Origin of the sequence: Paenibacillus sp. Soil724D2, from assembly GCF_001427935.1 — a bacterium.
In the GTDB taxonomy this organism is placed as follows: Bacteria; Bacillota; Bacilli; order Paenibacillales; family NBRC-103111; genus Paenibacillus_E.
Genome location: NZ_LMRY01000014.1, coordinates 43,132 through 57,430, shown reverse-complemented (window position 1 = coordinate 57,430; position 14,299 = coordinate 43,132). Strand labels below are relative to the sequence as shown.

Sequence of the window (14,299 nt, the reverse complement as noted above, 5' to 3'; positions counted from 1 at the left end):
TTTGCAATAAGTACGAACATGAGGTATGGTATAAACAAACCAATAAGAACCCACGGGAGCTTGAGAAGTCAGGCTGAGATTGTGACCGTCATTGTCACTCACCGTTAATCTGATCTGGGTAATGCCAGCGTAGAGAACTCACATAAATGCACGTTCATTCGATCTGTTTCGAATGGGTTTATCATTTTCTACACATGGCGCTCCCGGATAACGGGGGCTTTTTCTTGTGGTTAAAAAGAGATGTGGAGAGGGGAAACAAAGAATGAAATGGAAGAAAATTGCACCACTTATGCTAGTGAGCTTAACAGTCGCCTTGGCAGGTTGCGGTAATAAGATGGCAGAACAGCCGGCAAAACAAACGGCCAAGCCGTTAACGAACGTGAAGGTCGTTCTAGACTGGACGCCAAATACGAACCATACGGGGTTATACGTCGCTAAGGATCAAGGCTTTTTTGAAAAAGAGGGACTGAATGTAGAAATTATTGCTCCTGGTGAAGGCGGAGCCGATGCGATGATTGCTTCAGGCGCTGCGGAATTCGGTGTCAGTTATCAAGAAAGTATTACACAAGGACGAATTCAAGGTGTACCGTTAGTTTCCATTGCTGCGGTGATTCAGCATAACACATCCGGTTTTGCATCGCCGGTAGCGAAGAACATCAAGTCGCCTAAGGATTTCGAGGGGAAAACGTATGGCGGTTGGGGTGCACCGTCAGAAAGTGCGATGATCGACTCGCTTATGCAATCCGAAAAAGCAGATCCAAGCAAAGTGAAGATCGTGAACATCGGTGATGCCGATTATTTCACTGCCGTTAAGCGGGATATTGATTTCGCATGGATTTACTACGCTTGGACAGGTGTAGATGCCGAGCTGCGCGGTGAGCCGCTGAACATGATTTATTTGAACAAATATTCGGATAAACTGGATTACTATACACCGGTTCTTGCGACGAATGAGAAAATGATCAAAGAGAAGCCTGAGCTCGTGAAAGCCTTCATGGCTGCTGCATCGAAAGGGTATCAATTTGCGATCAGCAAGCCTGAGGACGCTGCTAATATTTTGATCAAAGCGGTTCCTGATTTAGATAAAAAACTTGTGCTTGCCAGTCAAAAATGGCTTAGCCCGCGTTATCAAGATGATGCCGCTCGTTGGGGCGAACAAAAAAAATCCGTATGGGAAAATTATGCGACCTGGATGCTTGATCACAAGCTGCTCGAGAAAAATATCGATGCAGATGCTGCATTCACGAACAAATTCTTACCGGAAAGCTCAAAATAACACGATTTGTTGGAGGAGGCACTTATAGTGGCTAATGCACTTGTCAGTATTCAAATCATTCCGAAAACGAAAAACAATGAAGATGTCATCCCCTATGTAGACCGTGCTATTGAAGTGATAGCCAAGTCTGGCGTGAAATATTTCGTATCTCCGCTGGAAACGACAATGGAAGGGGAGCTCGACCAACTTCTGGCGATCATTCAAGACATGAATGCCGCGATGATTGAGATGGGCAGCCCTAACGTAATTTCGCAGGTGAAAATTTACTTCAATCCGTCAGGTGCTTCTATGGACAAATTGACGGAGAAATACAGATAATGAAACAGCATCGCTGGTTCAAAGCGGGGTGGCCACCGATTGTTGTGGTCATCCTTCTGCTGCTTTTATGGCAGCTTGCCGTGACTTGGGGAGGTACAGCAAGCTGGCTGCTGCCTAGTCCGCTCAAAATATGGAAAGACGGCACTACGGATATGCCCAGGGTATGGATGCACACATTCGCTACACTGCGTTTAATGTTGATTGGGTTTAGTGCTGGTGTAACAGGCGGCGTGATTGTCGCTAGCTGCTTACATCGAGTGCCTGCGCTAAAGGCTGGTTTTTACCCGCTCCTTATTTTATCTCAAAATGTCCCGACCATTGCACTGGGACCGCTGCTTATCATTTTATTTGGTTTTGGCATTTTACCTAAAATTCTATTAATCTCACTTGTTTGCTTTTTTCCTGTAACGATGTCTACCTTGGACGGTTTCATGCAAACGGATCGCAGTATGTATAACTATATGCAGATGATCGGCGCCAGCAAACGGCAAATCTTTTATAAATTAGAACTACCGCATGCTTTGCCATTCCTCTTCACAGGACTCAAAATATCGGCCACATACAGTGTGATGGGGGCCGTGATTGCCGAATGGCTTGGCGGAGGCGTTGGACTGGGCTATTATATGATTTTGCAAAAATCGGCATTCCGCGCTGACCGCGAATTTGTTGCAATTCTGATGATTGTCACGCTCAGCTTACTCTTCTTCTGGCTCATCGCTGGGCTTGAGAAGCTCGTCATTCGATGGAACGCGAAACGGTCATCTTAAGAAAGGGGAGATGAGTTCATGAGTAAATTAGAACTTAGAGGAATTCATCAAACGTTCCCTGGTAAAAAACAGCGCGTATCCGTGCTTGCGGATATTTCTTTACATGTTAAAAAGGGGGAGTTCGTTTCACTTATCGGTCCATCGGGCAGCGGAAAAAGCACCCTTTTTCACATTATTGGCGGGCTTGTAAAGCCTTCTTCAGGGGAGGTATGGCTGGATGGTGTGAATGTAACCGGCTCTAAAGGCCTAATCTCATACATGCCTCAGCAGCCTGCCTTGTTCCCATGGCGCTCTATTGAGTCCAATGTAGCACTTGCTCAGGAAGTTGCAGGAGAAACGCGAACAGACGCGCTAGCCAAAGCAAGGGAGTGGCTGCCGAAGGTCGGATTAGGTGGCTATGAGCAAGAACTTCCGCATGTACTTTCAGGTGGGATGCAGCAGCGTGTTTCATTTCTGAGAGCTTTGCTCAGTCCACAGGAACTCATGTGTCTGGACGAGCCGTTCGGCTCCTTAGACGCACTTACACGGCAAGACATGCAGGCATGGCTGCTTAATATATGGGAACAGAATAAGCGCTCCATTCTATTTGTGACACATAGCATTGAAGAAGCGTTGTTTCTATCCGATCGTATCTATGTACTCTCTAACAAGCCTGCCAAGATCATAGAAGAGTTGGTTATTCCGTTTGCAAGGCCGCGTCAAGAGTCCGTCATGCTTGAACCGAAATTTCAAGAGCTCCGGCAGTATATTCAAGGGCTTTTGCGTCAGGAGATTACATATGATAAAAGCCATTGATGCTCATATTCATCTCGATATGTACATAGAATCTGCTGCACGGACTCTTTTAACGGAATTAGCAGAGTGCCGCATTGAGGCATTGATCGCAGTGTCGAGACACCTGGACTCCTGTAAGGCAACTGAGCAGCTGTTAATGCAAGCCCCAGAGCAAGTTTTTCCAGCATATGGCTATCACCCTGAACAAGATCTGCCTACTGAAAATCAGTTGAATGATTTAAACAAATGGATTCGTGAGCATTCGTCTAGGATGATCGCTGTTGGTGAAATTGGTTTGCCTTATTATATGAGGCTGGAAGCTGAAGCACAGGGGCGTGTTTTTGACTTAGCGCCTTACATTGCACTGCTTGAGAGCTTCTTGAAGTTGGCAGTGGAATTGGATAAACCGGTAGTCTTGCATGCAGTGTACGAGGATGCTGACATTGTGTGCGACTTACTTGAAAAGCATGGCATGAAAAAAGCGCATTTTCATTGGTTCAAAGGGTCACATTCAACGGTAGAGCGTATGATTCAAGCTGGCTATTTTATCTCCATAACACCGGACGTTCTATATGAAGAAGAAATACGCACACTCGTTCGTAATTATCCTATTACGCTGTTGATGGTCGAAACGGATGGCCCATGGCCTTTCGAGGGGCCCTTTGAGGGGCAGCAGACGCATCCGCGTATGGTCCATGCTGTCATTGAACAGATAGCGCTTCTAAAAGGACTGCCAGTGGAAGAAGCGGCACATACTCTTTTGAATAATACCAAACAATTCTACGGCATTCCTACACCTCACTTATTCTAATTAAATCTAACTGGACATCTATTCGTATAGGTTTTATAATAATATAGAACGCATGTTCGATTTTTAGATAAGGTGAGTGTTTAAATGACTATTAGATGCGGTTGGGTTAATGAAGATCCGTTATATATCGATTACCATGATCATGAATGGGGTGTTCCTGTCCATGATGACCGGCATTTATTCGAGATGCTTAATCTGGAAGGCGCACAAGCGGGACTGAGCTGGTATACGATTCTGAAGAAGCGGGAGAGCTATCGGGAAGCTTTCGATGGGTTTGATCCGCAGATTATTGTGAACTATGACGATAAAAAGCTGAATGAACTTCTTGAGAACTCAGGGATCGTTCGCAATCGCTTGAAAATTGCGTCTGTAGTTCAGAATGCGAAAGCCTTTCTAAAGGTGCAGCAGGAGTTTGGTACGTTTGATTCCTATATCTGGGGATTCGTTGGCGGGAAGCCGATCAACAATCATTGGACGGATATGAGTCAGGTGCCCGCGACGACGGAAATCTCTGATGCTATGAGTAAAGATTTAAAAAAACGCGGCTTTAAGTTCGTAGGTTCGACGATTTGTTATGCTTATATGCAAGCGGTTGGCATGGTGAACGATCACAACCAAACCTGTTTTCGATATAATAAAGTGTAGAGAAAAGGCCATCTGATAGGACGATCGTCCAAATCAGATGGCCTTTTTGTGCTTCAATCAGGCGTATTGGAGTTGCTTCTCCATTAGATTGGTTTTAATTAAATAAATACGCTTACGAATGTAGAAGTCATATACGGCTCCTGTTAGCTCGCGAGGTTTAATGCGGTTATTTGTGTCGTTATCTATGATTGTCACCGAACCATCGTCATAAAACTTGAACGTATAATCGGCGTAGTGGGTGTGTGCTTCGTCCAGCATGGCGTCAATCTGTCCGGGAAGAAGATGGTCAGTGTTACACAATGCCTTGTGGTACCAATAATCCCTCTCAATAAACCGAAAATTGTGACTGGTGTTCATCATGTTAACAACCTCCTCATCTAATTGGAACATTTGTTCTTGTTTTCATTATAGCAAACAAATGTTCGTAATGGAAGAGGAATCTATGAAAAATGGGAAATATTTTCATATATAAAAAACCTCCAATCAATTGGATTGGAGGTTCGTTCTGGAAACGATATGCTTCGTGATTGCCAGACCATGCGTACGGCCTGTTTCAATGAAAATTTCGTTCGCGTCATATTTAGATGAAGCGACAACTCCAGCTACATATAAACCTGGGATGTTCGTTTCCATCGTATCTGGTTGAACAAGAGGAGCGTTGGTTTCTTCGTGGAATTGTACACCGATGGAGGTCAGAAGCTCACGATCCGGTCGAAATCCGGTTAGGGCAAGTACGAAGTCATTATCTAAAGTGACGTGTTGGGTTCCTTTTCGCACGGTAATGGTATGCTCATCAATACGTTCTACTTGGGAATCGAACCACATTCGAATACGGCCTTTATTCACCATACTTTCAAATATCGGACGAACCCACGGTTTAATGTTGGCTGAGAAGTCCTTGCCGCGGTAAACCACTGTAACTTCAGCGCCAACTCTAAGCAAATCCATTGCAGCATCGACAGCGGAGTTGTTTCCGCCAATAACGGCAACTTTTGCCCCTGCATACGGATGTGCTTCTTTATAATAATGCGTCGTCTTTGGCAGTTCTTCACCGGGTATACCGAGTAAATTAGGATGATCAAAATAGCCCGTAGCTACGATAACATTGCGCGTGATATACGCCGCCTTTTTCCCAAATTGATCCTCTGTATGAACTTTAAATCCCGTCTCTAGTCGTTCGATAGAAACAGCTTCCTCATAGGAATGAATTCGCAGCTGTTCTCTTCGCGCAACCTCTCTGTAGTAGACCAAAGCTTCTTGGCGATAAGGTTTCTCATGAGGTGTTGTGAATGGATAACCGCCAATTTCCAACAGCTCTGGTGTGCTGAAAAACTGTAAATAGGTTGGATATAAATAAATGGCATTTACGATGCAGCTTTTTTCTATAAGTAAAGGTGAAAGGCCTTCGCGCTGTAAAGCGATAGCAGCAGACAATCCGCAAGGACCCGCACCAATAACGATGACTTGTTCCAATGTGATAACCTCCCCAAGACTAAATACTCATTCCATAGTATCGCAAGCTGAAGGGGATGCCAAGTTACGTAAAGTAAAAAAGAGCAGACGGCTATACCCAACTTTAGGAAATAGCAGACTGCTCTAAATGGAAGAATGACTCCTTACTTCTGATTCAATTGTTGTTCTTCGTTACCTTCACTAATGTCGTCCTTGGCGATGTTGATAGGTGTCGTGTCGGGTGCATTTTCTAATGTGTCGTTAACGAAAGCCATATCTTGATTTTTGGCATTCATATTCGTTGTGCCTTTGTATTTGCCTCTATGCTTCTCGTTTTCCATGTCGTTCTTCCTTTCAAGGGCAGTTTAACGTTCATCTTTAACGTGTACAGTTGTGGTTTTTTTATTCCCCATAAATAGGAAGTTGATGAAACCAATGAAAGCTGGACGTCGTCTATTAGAGTAGATAAATCGCGTAAGGGATGGTGGAATATGATTCAAGAGCTTGTGCAAAGATTGGCAGCAGCCAAAGAAAATGGCCGATTGCAAGCAGTTTGGTCGGCCCGGTTAGCGGATTTAGAAAGAGAATGGAGTAACTCAAAAGATCATATTGTCATTTGGGAAGAACAGCTCATCAAAGAAAAAAGAGATGTGGAAAAATTGAAAACTCGCAGCTTTACCAGCTTTCTGTATGATTTAATGAACAAGAAAGCAGAGAAGCTGGCTGTTGAGGAACAAGAACTGCTGGAATTGAAATTTAGATATAATGAAGCTGTCCGTCGAAGGGATCATCTTGAGCAAGAGATACAAGAGATGCGGAACAAGCTCCATTCCGTGCGATTTTGGGACATAGAAGTGGAAGATCTGACTCTACGAATTGAATCCTATATTCATGCTAATGACTCTGAGAAGAGCGGGCAGCTGCGGGAGCTCTCTGAACGGATAGCGGAATTTCAATTACAAATCAAAGAGCTTAAAGAAGCGTTAAGCGCAGGAGAGTCAGTCCTGAAATATTTGCAATTAGCAGCTGACTCACTTCGTTCTGCACGGAATTGGGGTACTTATGATATGCTCGGCGGAGGTATGCTGTCTACGCATATCAAACACGGGAAAATTGATGAAGCCATGGATCATGTACACGCTGCTCAGAGTAGACTAAGCCGTTTTGAGAAGGAACTTAAGGATGTCCATATGACGTTATCGATAGATAGCCATATTAGTGGATTTCTCAAATTCTCAGATTATTTCTTTGACGGATTATTAACCGATTGGTTGGTTCAAGGTAAGATTCACGAAACTTCAAAACAAGTAGAAGATAAATCGATGGAAGTGAATCGAATATGTAACGAGTTAGAGCAAGCTTTAAGTAGGTCGGAGTCGAGCATGGAAGAAGCAAAGAGGTTATATAGTTCGTTGATACAAAATCCGCTATAATGGAATTATAGATGGAAACAAAAGGAGAAGAGAGACCTATGAATCAGGCAAGTATCAAGCATATGGTTGTATTTAATTTACATGCAGGTAAAGATACGCTGGAAGCCGAACAATTTCTAAAAAGCAGTGCTGAAGAACTGGCAGCAATACCTGGGGTTGAACAATTTGAAGTGTTTCGTCAAGTCAGCACAAAGACAGATTATGATTACGGATTTTCAATGGTTTTTGCTGATAGAGCGGCTTATGAAGCTTACAATGCTCATCCGGTACATACCCATTATGTTTCGGAGCGTTGGGCAAAAGAAGTAAGTCGGTTTCAAGAAATCGATTTGATGATTTTTAAGTGAGGTGCTCGTATGAAACCATTGAAATTAGCAAAAGAAGAGAAGGAATTGTTGATTGAGGATTTGCAAGGCCATCTGGAGTTGGATCACAATATTGAATTAGGACGGTTGGCCACAGAACAATTAATCGATTATATGCTTCAACAATTGGCTGCACCTATTTATAACCAGGCCATCGAAGATGCTGGCAAGGCATTGATGGAAAGAATGAGTTCATTGGAAGAAGACCTCTACGCCATGAAAATGACGAAAAAAATAACACGCAGGTAACCAGGTACATAGAAGGTTCTGAGGGGAGAACTCGAGCAATTTGAACAAGTCAGAAGAGATGTTTGATATCTATGATGAAAAGATGAATAGGCTTGGGGTGGCTCCGCGCTCAGAAGTGCATGCGAAAGGGCTTTGGCATCGCACTTTTCAGTGTTGGATCGTTAGCCTGGAAGGGAAGGAGCCGAATCTCCTGCTCCAGTTAAGACATCCAGAGAAGGATCTGTTTCCAAACTTGCTGGACATTTCTTGCGCCGGGCATCTCGCAGCCGGAGAAACCACGGAAGACGGTGTGAGGGAACTAGAGGAAGAGCTAGGGCTGAAGGTCGATTTCAGTGATTTAATCCCTTGCGGGATGTTTGCAGAAGAAGACCAGATTTCGGATCAGCTCATTGATCGTGAGTTTTGTCATGTGTTTATATACCGTTGCGACCAACCACTGAATCGTTACGTGCTGCAGCCAGATGAGGTAAGCGGTCTGTTCGCAGTAAGTGTCGCTGACCTTGAACGTTTAGTTCATCAAGAAACAAAAGAAATAATGGCAAGTGGCTATAAAATGGGTGTTGAATGCGAGGTAGATCAAACAAGTCTGCTTCTGACCCTAGATCATTTGGTGCCGCATCCAGTCGCTTATTTTGATCTAGTGTTTCGTACATTAATGGAAAATGGATGGTCGGAATGAAAAAGAACCGTATCGGGTGACCCAATCGGTTCTCTATTAGCGTACATATCAATTTTAGACGAAATACTTGTTTGCTATGTAGGCATAAGCGATATAACAGACAATGGAGAGTCCGATACAGACAATACCAAGAGCTGTTTTTCGCTTAAACAAAAGCAAGAATCCAGCGCTAAATGCTGATCCTATAATTAGCAATGAAATAAATGTTAGAACACCCATCGATACTTATCTCCTTAACCTTTGTTTACGTAATCACGCACCATGTCTTCTGTTACATAAGAACGGAGCGGAGAAATACCTTCTTTGGCATGGGCGATGATTTGAGCTGTTACGGCGTTGATCGCATCAACGTTAAAAGGCAGCCCGCTTCTGCACAGGTCGACAGCAGCATCAATAGCTTGCTCACGCTGTGCGTCTAGCTCTGCAAACCTAACGAGATGTAGGTGCTGTGCATTCGAATGTTTGGATATCGCTTCATGTACATTCATCTTCAAGTTCTCCTTTAGTGACCGGATTCTAATCTAGTATACACGATTGAATAGGTGAGGAACAGTTTTTGTAAGAGGAAATCCGAACAAAAATCGACAATACAACTTCACCTCAATAATAATTAATGTCATTAATTAGCGATAATAAGACTGACAGAAGCCTCGGAGTGAAACAAATGAACTCGTTACCGATTGAAACCGTGCTTCCTCAATTGAAAGAAGCGTTACGAACAAATGCATGCGCGATATTAGTCGCTCAGCCTGGTGCAGGTAAAACAACGCAAGTACCGCTTGCTATTCTGCAAGAGTCTTGGCTTCAAAACCAAAAGATACTCATGCTCGAGCCCAGAAGATTGGCAGCTCGTGCAGCTGCTCGCTATATGTCGAAGCTTCGTGGTGAAGAAGTTGGGCAGACCATAGGTTATCGGGTGAAAAATGACTCGCGAATCGGACCGAACACACGAATTGAAGTAATAACAGAAGGTGTTCTTACTCGCATGCTTCAAGCAGATCCTGCCCTGGAAGGGGTAGGGGCTGTTATTTTTGATGAATTTCATGAGCGCAGCTTACATGCTGATTTGGGGTTGGCACTTAGCAGGCAATCACAAACCTTGCTTCGTGAGGATCTGCGAATTCTTATTATGTCGGCTACGATTGAGGCCAACACGGTTTCGGCCATGCTTGATCATGCACCGATTATTCAAAGTGAAGGGCGAACTTATCCGGTTGTAACTCATTATCTGGATGCGAAAATTACGAGTAAATTAGAACAGGCTGTAGTAACAAGCATCCAACGCGCCTTGCAAATGAATGAAGGCAGTTTGCTCGTTTTTCTCCCGGGCGCAGCTGAAATTCATCGTGTTGCTAACAGCCTTACTGCGCTTAAATTAGGAAAAGAGATAGAGATTGCACCTCTGTATGGTAATCTCTCTCAAGAGGCGCAAGACCATGCGTTGGCAGTATGTTCCCCTGGACACCGGAAGATTGTGCTGGCCACTTCGATTGCCGAGACAAGCTTGACCGTCGAAGGCGTCACGGTCGTTATCGACAGCGGGCTCATGCGCGTGCCTCGCTTCTCACCACGGACCGGCATGACTCGTCTGACGACGGTGCCTGTGTCTGTCGCCTCTGCGGATCAGCGCAGAGGCCGTGCCGGTCGACTCGGTCCAGGCGTGTGTTACCGCCTGTGGACCGAGACCGAGCAGCGGCAGCTCCCGCTGAGCAGCACGCCAGAGATCCGCGAAGCGGATCTGGCGCCGCTCGCGCTGGAGCTGGCCGCCTGGGGCGTGCCAGACCCAGCTTCGCTGGTCTGGCTGGACCCGCCGCCTGCTGCTGCGTATCAGCAGGCGCGGGAACTGCTCGTGCAGCTGGGCGCGCTGCACGAGGACGGGGGCTTGAGCGCGCACGGCAAACGCCTAGCGTCGCTGGGTCTACACCCGCGGCTTGCGCACATGGTGCTGCAAGCCATACCGCTTGAGCTCGGCGCGCTAGCGTGCGAGCTCGCCGTAATGCTTGGCGAGCGCGATTTCATGCGCGCTGCTGAGGGGAGAGATGCGGATATTCGTACCCGCATCGAAGTGCTCTGGCGCGCTGCGCAGGGCGAGCAGCGCGCAGACGTTGACTTTGGCTTATGCCGCCGCATAGCGGCGGAAGCCAAAGTGCTCATGCAGCAGCTCGGCATCCGCCCAAGCGGGAATAAAGCGAATGCGAGCGGGTTGCTGCTCGCATTCGCTTATCCCGACCGCGTCGCGCAGCGGCGGTCGACGGGGCGGTTCCTGCTCAGCAGCGGGCGCGGCGCTGTGCTGCCCGAGCTGCAGCCGCTCTCGAACGAGCGTTATCTCGTCGCCGCCGAGCTGGACGATAATGGATCGGAGAGCCGCATATATTTGGCAGCCCCGATACAGGAGGACGAGCTGTTTGAAGCCTTTGAGGGCCGCTTGCTCAAAGAACAAGAAGTGGCTTGGGAACAGGCAACGGGTTCCGTTAAAGCAAGACAGCGTCTTCGGTTAGGTGCCATTATCCTCAAAGAAAACCCATTGCAGGATCCAAACCCAGACTTGGTGCTGCAAGCTTTGATATCCGGAATTCAAGAAGAATCTTTGGAACTGCTGCCTTGGACTCGGAGTGCGAGGCAGCTTCAACAGCGTGTTATGTTTTTGCATCGATTTGATGTAGAATGGCCAGATATGGGGGATGCCAATTTGCTTGCTTCCTTAGAGGACTGGCTAGGACCTCATCTTTATGGTTTGAAAAGCAAAGGGGCTTTAGGGCGTCTTAACTTGACAAGCATATTAGAAGAAATGCTAACATGGGAGCAGCGTCGATGGTTAGAAGAATGGGCGCCAACGCACATTCAGGTACCCAGCGGTTCCCGAATTCCCGTTGATTATAGCGTCAGTGAGTCGCCTGCGTTATCAGTTCGCTTGCAAGAAATGTTTGGTTTAGCCGATACCCCTCGGATCGCAAAGGGTAGGGTGCCCATGACCTTACACTTATTATCGCCTGCTCAGCGTCCAGTTCAGGTGACGAAGGATTTGGCTAGCTTCTGGCGGGATGCTTATTTCGAAGTCAAAAAAGATCTCAAAGGCCGATACCCCAAACATTACTGGCCGGACGATCCGATGGCGGCGATGCCGACAAATCGAGCTAAACCGCGTTCCTAACCTAATTTGCACGAGAAGGGAACTGAGCAAGCCATGACAATCCACTCCAAACCGGAGGAATTCGTCATTTATGTATCTGCTGGTTTTGCCACAGCGCCTTATTTCCTAGATGCTTTCGCCGCGGAACTAGCTTCTCGTTTTGAACAAGTCGGTTCACGTGTCCAAGTCGTTATCCATTATCCATATGGCGATTGGACGCGGCGAAAGCAAGTGCAGCTCCGAGAAATTACCAGTGATCTATGGAACAATGCACATCGAAAAAGGTCTCATTATGGCGGCAAAAGCTTGTTGAAGTTGATCAACGACAACCTGGTCCCTGGCCAGCAACTGCTGCTAATTGGGCATAGTGCAGGGGCTGTGGCTTGTATTCTGGCGGCCGATGCCCTTATGAAAGAGGGGGTTTCCATCCTCGGTGTGGTCCAAATCGGATCGCCGAAATGTGCGATTCCTCCCTCGTTAAAGAACCGTGTCCTTTATCTTGATGCTGCTAATCAGTTGGATAAATCCAATGATCCAGTACCTAGACTGGGCACATGGGGTGGCTGGATGAGAACGCGCTTGGGATTGCGCCGTTGGAATGGCATGAAACATGCACCTTCTCATCGACAAACTTTACCGTTAATAGGTGGGCATGCCGATTATTTCAGAGATCACAATCCCTATATATGGAATGAAGCAACGAACCTGCAAACCACAATGAACACGATTTGGACTTGGTTACAACGAATAGAAAAGGATGATGAACATGATTGAAATTCTAAAGGCAAGCATGGAACACAACAAAGAAGAAGGTTACCTCGGGCAAGTGCAATTCAAGGTGGAAGGCCACGAGCACCCGTACGAAATTACCCTGCAAAGCAAACGAGGTAAAGATGACTGGAGCTATGCGCTTCACTTTTTACAGGAATCAGGAAAAGAAGAGGATATTGAAGCTGTTGAAGATTTGTTGGAAGACGACGAATGGTTTGATTTGCTAGTGGACGCAGCTCAAAAAAACCTAGTGAAGGAATAATCATTCTGTTACATATCGATCGTTTGGATAGGAGAAAACACCGATGGATCCTGAGGTAAAGGCAACGCTCAAGATGAGCTATGATCAACAGGCTCGATTGCGGGCTGGGGATACAGTTCAGTCGTGGAAAGTAGATGAGATGGATCGTTTTTTGGCTAGGCTTCAGGCAGATGATAAGGGTACTGGGCAACGGATTTTAGATCTTGGAAGCGGTCCTGGCCATCAAGCGATATATTTGAAAAATCATGGATGCCATGTCTCTTGCGTTGATTTATCCGATGAGATGGTGAACATTTGCCTTCAAAAAGGACTTGAAGCCTTTGTCATGGATTTCTACACCTTGGAATTGGAGCCGGAGTCGTTTGACGCGATATGGACGATGAATGCCCTGCTTCATGTGCCAAAAGATAGTCTCCTGCAAGTTCTGGCCAATATAGAGCGAGTGCTGAAGCCAGACGGTTTCTTGTACATAGGCCTGTATGGCGGGTACGAAAGCGAAGGGATTTGGGAAAATGACTCGTACAGACCTCAGCGGTTTTTCGCCTTCTATGAAGATGAGCACATTCAGAGAATAGTAAGTGAAGTATTCTACATCGAACACCTTTCTGTTCTCCCGATGGAGGGCATGCAGGCCGATTATCAATCGATTTTTGCCAGGAAAACGCAACAGAAACCTCTCTCAGGACCAAAGTAGCACAATCTTCAGCTTTTTTTATGAAAAGTTAAGCCTAATTAGTTCAGAACTAGTTGAACTAATTAGGCTTATTTTTGGTTTCGATGGGCTTGAAAAGAATTTGCTTTGTTCGGATCAAGTAGGGCTTTATCTGAATTAACATTAAGTTCTCTGACCATACTGTTATTCAATGAGAGAACCCTGGTACATTGAGACGAGGTGCAGAATTTTGCTGTTCATGACAATCGCATCAATCTTAGCCAATCTGATCGTCTGGCTTATGCCTAAGCGACTGACTCGCCAAGAAATGTACAGTACTTGGTTATTCATGGTGTTTATTACACGCTCCACGGATCAGTTGTTAGACCTTGTTTTACATCTTTATGATCAACTTGGTCCTGGCATACAATGGCAAGTTGTTGTGATCCAAACTGTTTTTCCAGGGGCGGTAGGTATTATAATCTTAAACTTTATGCCACTGAGTAGATTCAAGTTTTTCGCTTATTTATTTGGATGCACGCTATTTTCTATTTTCTTTGAATGGATAGCCATACGTGTCGATTATTTGACCTATAATAATTGGTCAATGTGGTATTCGGTTGGTGTGTATATCATTGGGGTTATCATGCTACGCATTCATCTTTCTTTTTTAAGGAGAAATAGCAAAGCCTAATGAATAATAGTCAAGGACTTG

General features: G+C 45.6%; 20 protein-coding genes and 1 riboswitch. Of the genes, 15 read left to right on the top strand and 5 right to left on the bottom strand.

All coding sequences use genetic code 11. The annotated features are described in order from the left end of the window. Nucleotides 1–42 precede the first annotated feature (42 nt). A riboswitch (TPP riboswitch) is annotated at nucleotides 43–153 on the top strand. A gap of 109 nt (nucleotides 154–262) precedes the next feature. The 6 genes from ASG85_RS15640 (at nucleotide 263) to ASG85_RS15615 (ending at nucleotide 4,591) form a co-directional block, all read left to right on the top strand. Beyond that, on the top strand, nucleotides 263–1,276 hold the full coding sequence (locus ASG85_RS15640) for an ABC transporter substrate-binding protein (protein WP_060646777.1): 1,014 nt from the start codon (nucleotides 263–265) through the stop codon (nucleotides 1,274–1,276). Between the two features lie 27 nt (nucleotides 1,277–1,303). Beyond that, nucleotides 1,304–1,594, top strand: coding sequence for an MTH1187 family thiamine-binding protein (locus tag ASG85_RS15635; protein ID WP_029194191.1), 291 nt, complete (start codon nucleotides 1,304–1,306; stop codon nucleotides 1,592–1,594). After that, on the top strand, nucleotides 1,594–2,361 hold the full coding sequence (locus ASG85_RS15630; protein WP_029194190.1) for an ABC transporter permease: 768 nt from the start codon (nucleotides 1,594–1,596) through the stop codon (nucleotides 2,359–2,361). Before ASG85_RS15635 ends, ASG85_RS15630 begins: the two co-directional genes overlap by 1 nt. Before the next feature lie 18 nt (nucleotides 2,362–2,379). Further along, a complete protein-coding gene (locus tag ASG85_RS15625; RefSeq protein WP_060646776.1) occupies nucleotides 2,380–3,156 on the top strand; it encodes an ABC transporter ATP-binding protein in 777 nt (258 codons plus the stop codon). Beyond that, nucleotides 3,140–3,946 carry a TatD family hydrolase gene (locus ASG85_RS15620; protein WP_060646775.1) on the top strand — a complete coding sequence of 269 codons (807 nt, stop codon included), beginning with the start codon at nucleotides 3,140–3,142 and terminating at the stop codon, nucleotides 3,944–3,946. Before ASG85_RS15625 ends, ASG85_RS15620 begins: the two co-directional genes overlap by 17 nt. An 84-nt stretch (nucleotides 3,947–4,030) precedes the next feature. After that, on the top strand, nucleotides 4,031–4,591 hold the full coding sequence (locus ASG85_RS15615; protein WP_060646774.1) for a DNA-3-methyladenine glycosylase I: 561 nt from the start codon (nucleotides 4,031–4,033) through the stop codon (nucleotides 4,589–4,591). Between the two features lie 57 nt (nucleotides 4,592–4,648). Here the strand turns inward: ASG85_RS15615 and ASG85_RS15610 are convergent, their stop codons facing one another. The 3 genes from ASG85_RS15610 to ASG85_RS37905 form a co-directional block, all read right to left on the bottom strand. Then, nucleotides 4,649–4,951, bottom strand: a complete 303-nt coding sequence (locus ASG85_RS15610) for a hypothetical protein (protein WP_235550140.1) — start codon at nucleotides 4,949–4,951, stop codon at nucleotides 4,649–4,651. 123 nt (nucleotides 4,952–5,074) lie between these two features. Beyond that, nucleotides 5,075–6,064 (bottom strand): YpdA family putative bacillithiol disulfide reductase, encoded by a 990-nt coding sequence (locus ASG85_RS15605; RefSeq protein WP_060646773.1) that lies wholly within the window; start codon nucleotides 6,062–6,064, stop codon nucleotides 5,075–5,077. 143 nt (nucleotides 6,065–6,207) lie between these two features. Then, nucleotides 6,208–6,384 (bottom strand): hypothetical protein, encoded by a 177-nt coding sequence (locus ASG85_RS37905; RefSeq protein WP_156389925.1) that lies wholly within the window; start codon nucleotides 6,382–6,384, stop codon nucleotides 6,208–6,210. Nucleotides 6,385–6,534: 150 nt separating this feature from the next. Here ASG85_RS37905 and ASG85_RS15600 point away from each other — a divergent pair, with 150 nt between their 5' ends. Genes ASG85_RS15600 through ASG85_RS15585 form a run of 4 tightly spaced genes read left to right on the top strand, consistent with a single transcriptional unit; the run spans nucleotide 6,535 to nucleotide 8,769 of the window. Continuing rightward, on the top strand, nucleotides 6,535–7,476 hold the full coding sequence (locus ASG85_RS15600) for a hypothetical protein (RefSeq protein ID WP_060646772.1): 942 nt from the start codon (nucleotides 6,535–6,537) through the stop codon (nucleotides 7,474–7,476). A gap of 38 nt (nucleotides 7,477–7,514) precedes the next feature. After that, complete coding sequence (locus ASG85_RS15595; protein WP_060646771.1) at nucleotides 7,515–7,823, top strand: Dabb family protein; 309 nt, start codon at nucleotides 7,515–7,517, stop codon at nucleotides 7,821–7,823. A gap of 9 nt (nucleotides 7,824–7,832) precedes the next feature. Next, nucleotides 7,833–8,090 carry a DUF2164 domain-containing protein gene (locus ASG85_RS15590; RefSeq protein ID WP_060646770.1) on the top strand — a complete coding sequence of 86 codons (258 nt, stop codon included), beginning with the start codon at nucleotides 7,833–7,835 and terminating at the stop codon, nucleotides 8,088–8,090. Nucleotides 8,091–8,130: 40 nt separating this feature from the next. Next, nucleotides 8,131–8,769, top strand: coding sequence for an NUDIX hydrolase (locus ASG85_RS15585; RefSeq protein ID WP_156389926.1), 639 nt, complete (start codon nucleotides 8,131–8,133; stop codon nucleotides 8,767–8,769). Between the two features lie 54 nt (nucleotides 8,770–8,823). Here ASG85_RS15585 and ASG85_RS37900 read toward each other — a convergent pair whose 3' ends face one another. Both ASG85_RS37900 and ASG85_RS15580 read right to left on the bottom strand, forming a co-directional pair. Further along, entirely contained in the window at nucleotides 8,824–8,988 is a 165-nt protein-coding gene (locus tag ASG85_RS37900; protein WP_156389927.1) for a hypothetical protein, read from the bottom strand. 14 nt (nucleotides 8,989–9,002) lie between these two features. Next, on the bottom strand, nucleotides 9,003–9,257 hold the full coding sequence (locus tag ASG85_RS15580) for a YpbS family protein (RefSeq protein WP_057302708.1): 255 nt from the start codon (nucleotides 9,255–9,257) through the stop codon (nucleotides 9,003–9,005). Nucleotides 9,258–9,433: 176 nt separating this feature from the next. Between ASG85_RS15580 and hrpB the strand changes: the two genes are divergently transcribed. From hrpB to ASG85_RS15555, 5 genes are all read left to right on the top strand, one after another. Continuing rightward, a complete protein-coding gene (gene hrpB, locus ASG85_RS15575; protein ID WP_060646769.1) occupies nucleotides 9,434–11,920 on the top strand; it encodes an ATP-dependent helicase HrpB in 2,487 nt (828 codons plus the stop codon). A 33-nt stretch (nucleotides 11,921–11,953) separates the two neighbouring features. After that, nucleotides 11,954–12,673, top strand: a complete 720-nt coding sequence (locus ASG85_RS15570; protein ID WP_057302710.1) for an alpha/beta hydrolase — start codon at nucleotides 11,954–11,956, stop codon at nucleotides 12,671–12,673. Beyond that, on the top strand, nucleotides 12,666–12,932 hold the full coding sequence (locus ASG85_RS15565) for a hypothetical protein (protein ID WP_082562114.1): 267 nt from the start codon (nucleotides 12,666–12,668) through the stop codon (nucleotides 12,930–12,932). Before ASG85_RS15570 ends, ASG85_RS15565 begins: the two co-directional genes overlap by 8 nt. A gap of 43 nt (nucleotides 12,933–12,975) precedes the next feature. Then, nucleotides 12,976–13,626, top strand: a complete 651-nt coding sequence (locus tag ASG85_RS15560; RefSeq protein ID WP_057302712.1) for a class I SAM-dependent methyltransferase — start codon at nucleotides 12,976–12,978, stop codon at nucleotides 13,624–13,626. Between the two features lie 217 nt (nucleotides 13,627–13,843). Beyond that, nucleotides 13,844–14,278, top strand: a complete 435-nt coding sequence (locus tag ASG85_RS15555; RefSeq protein WP_156396607.1) for a hypothetical protein — start codon at nucleotides 13,844–13,846, stop codon at nucleotides 14,276–14,278. Nucleotides 14,279–14,299: the final 21 nt, after the last annotated feature.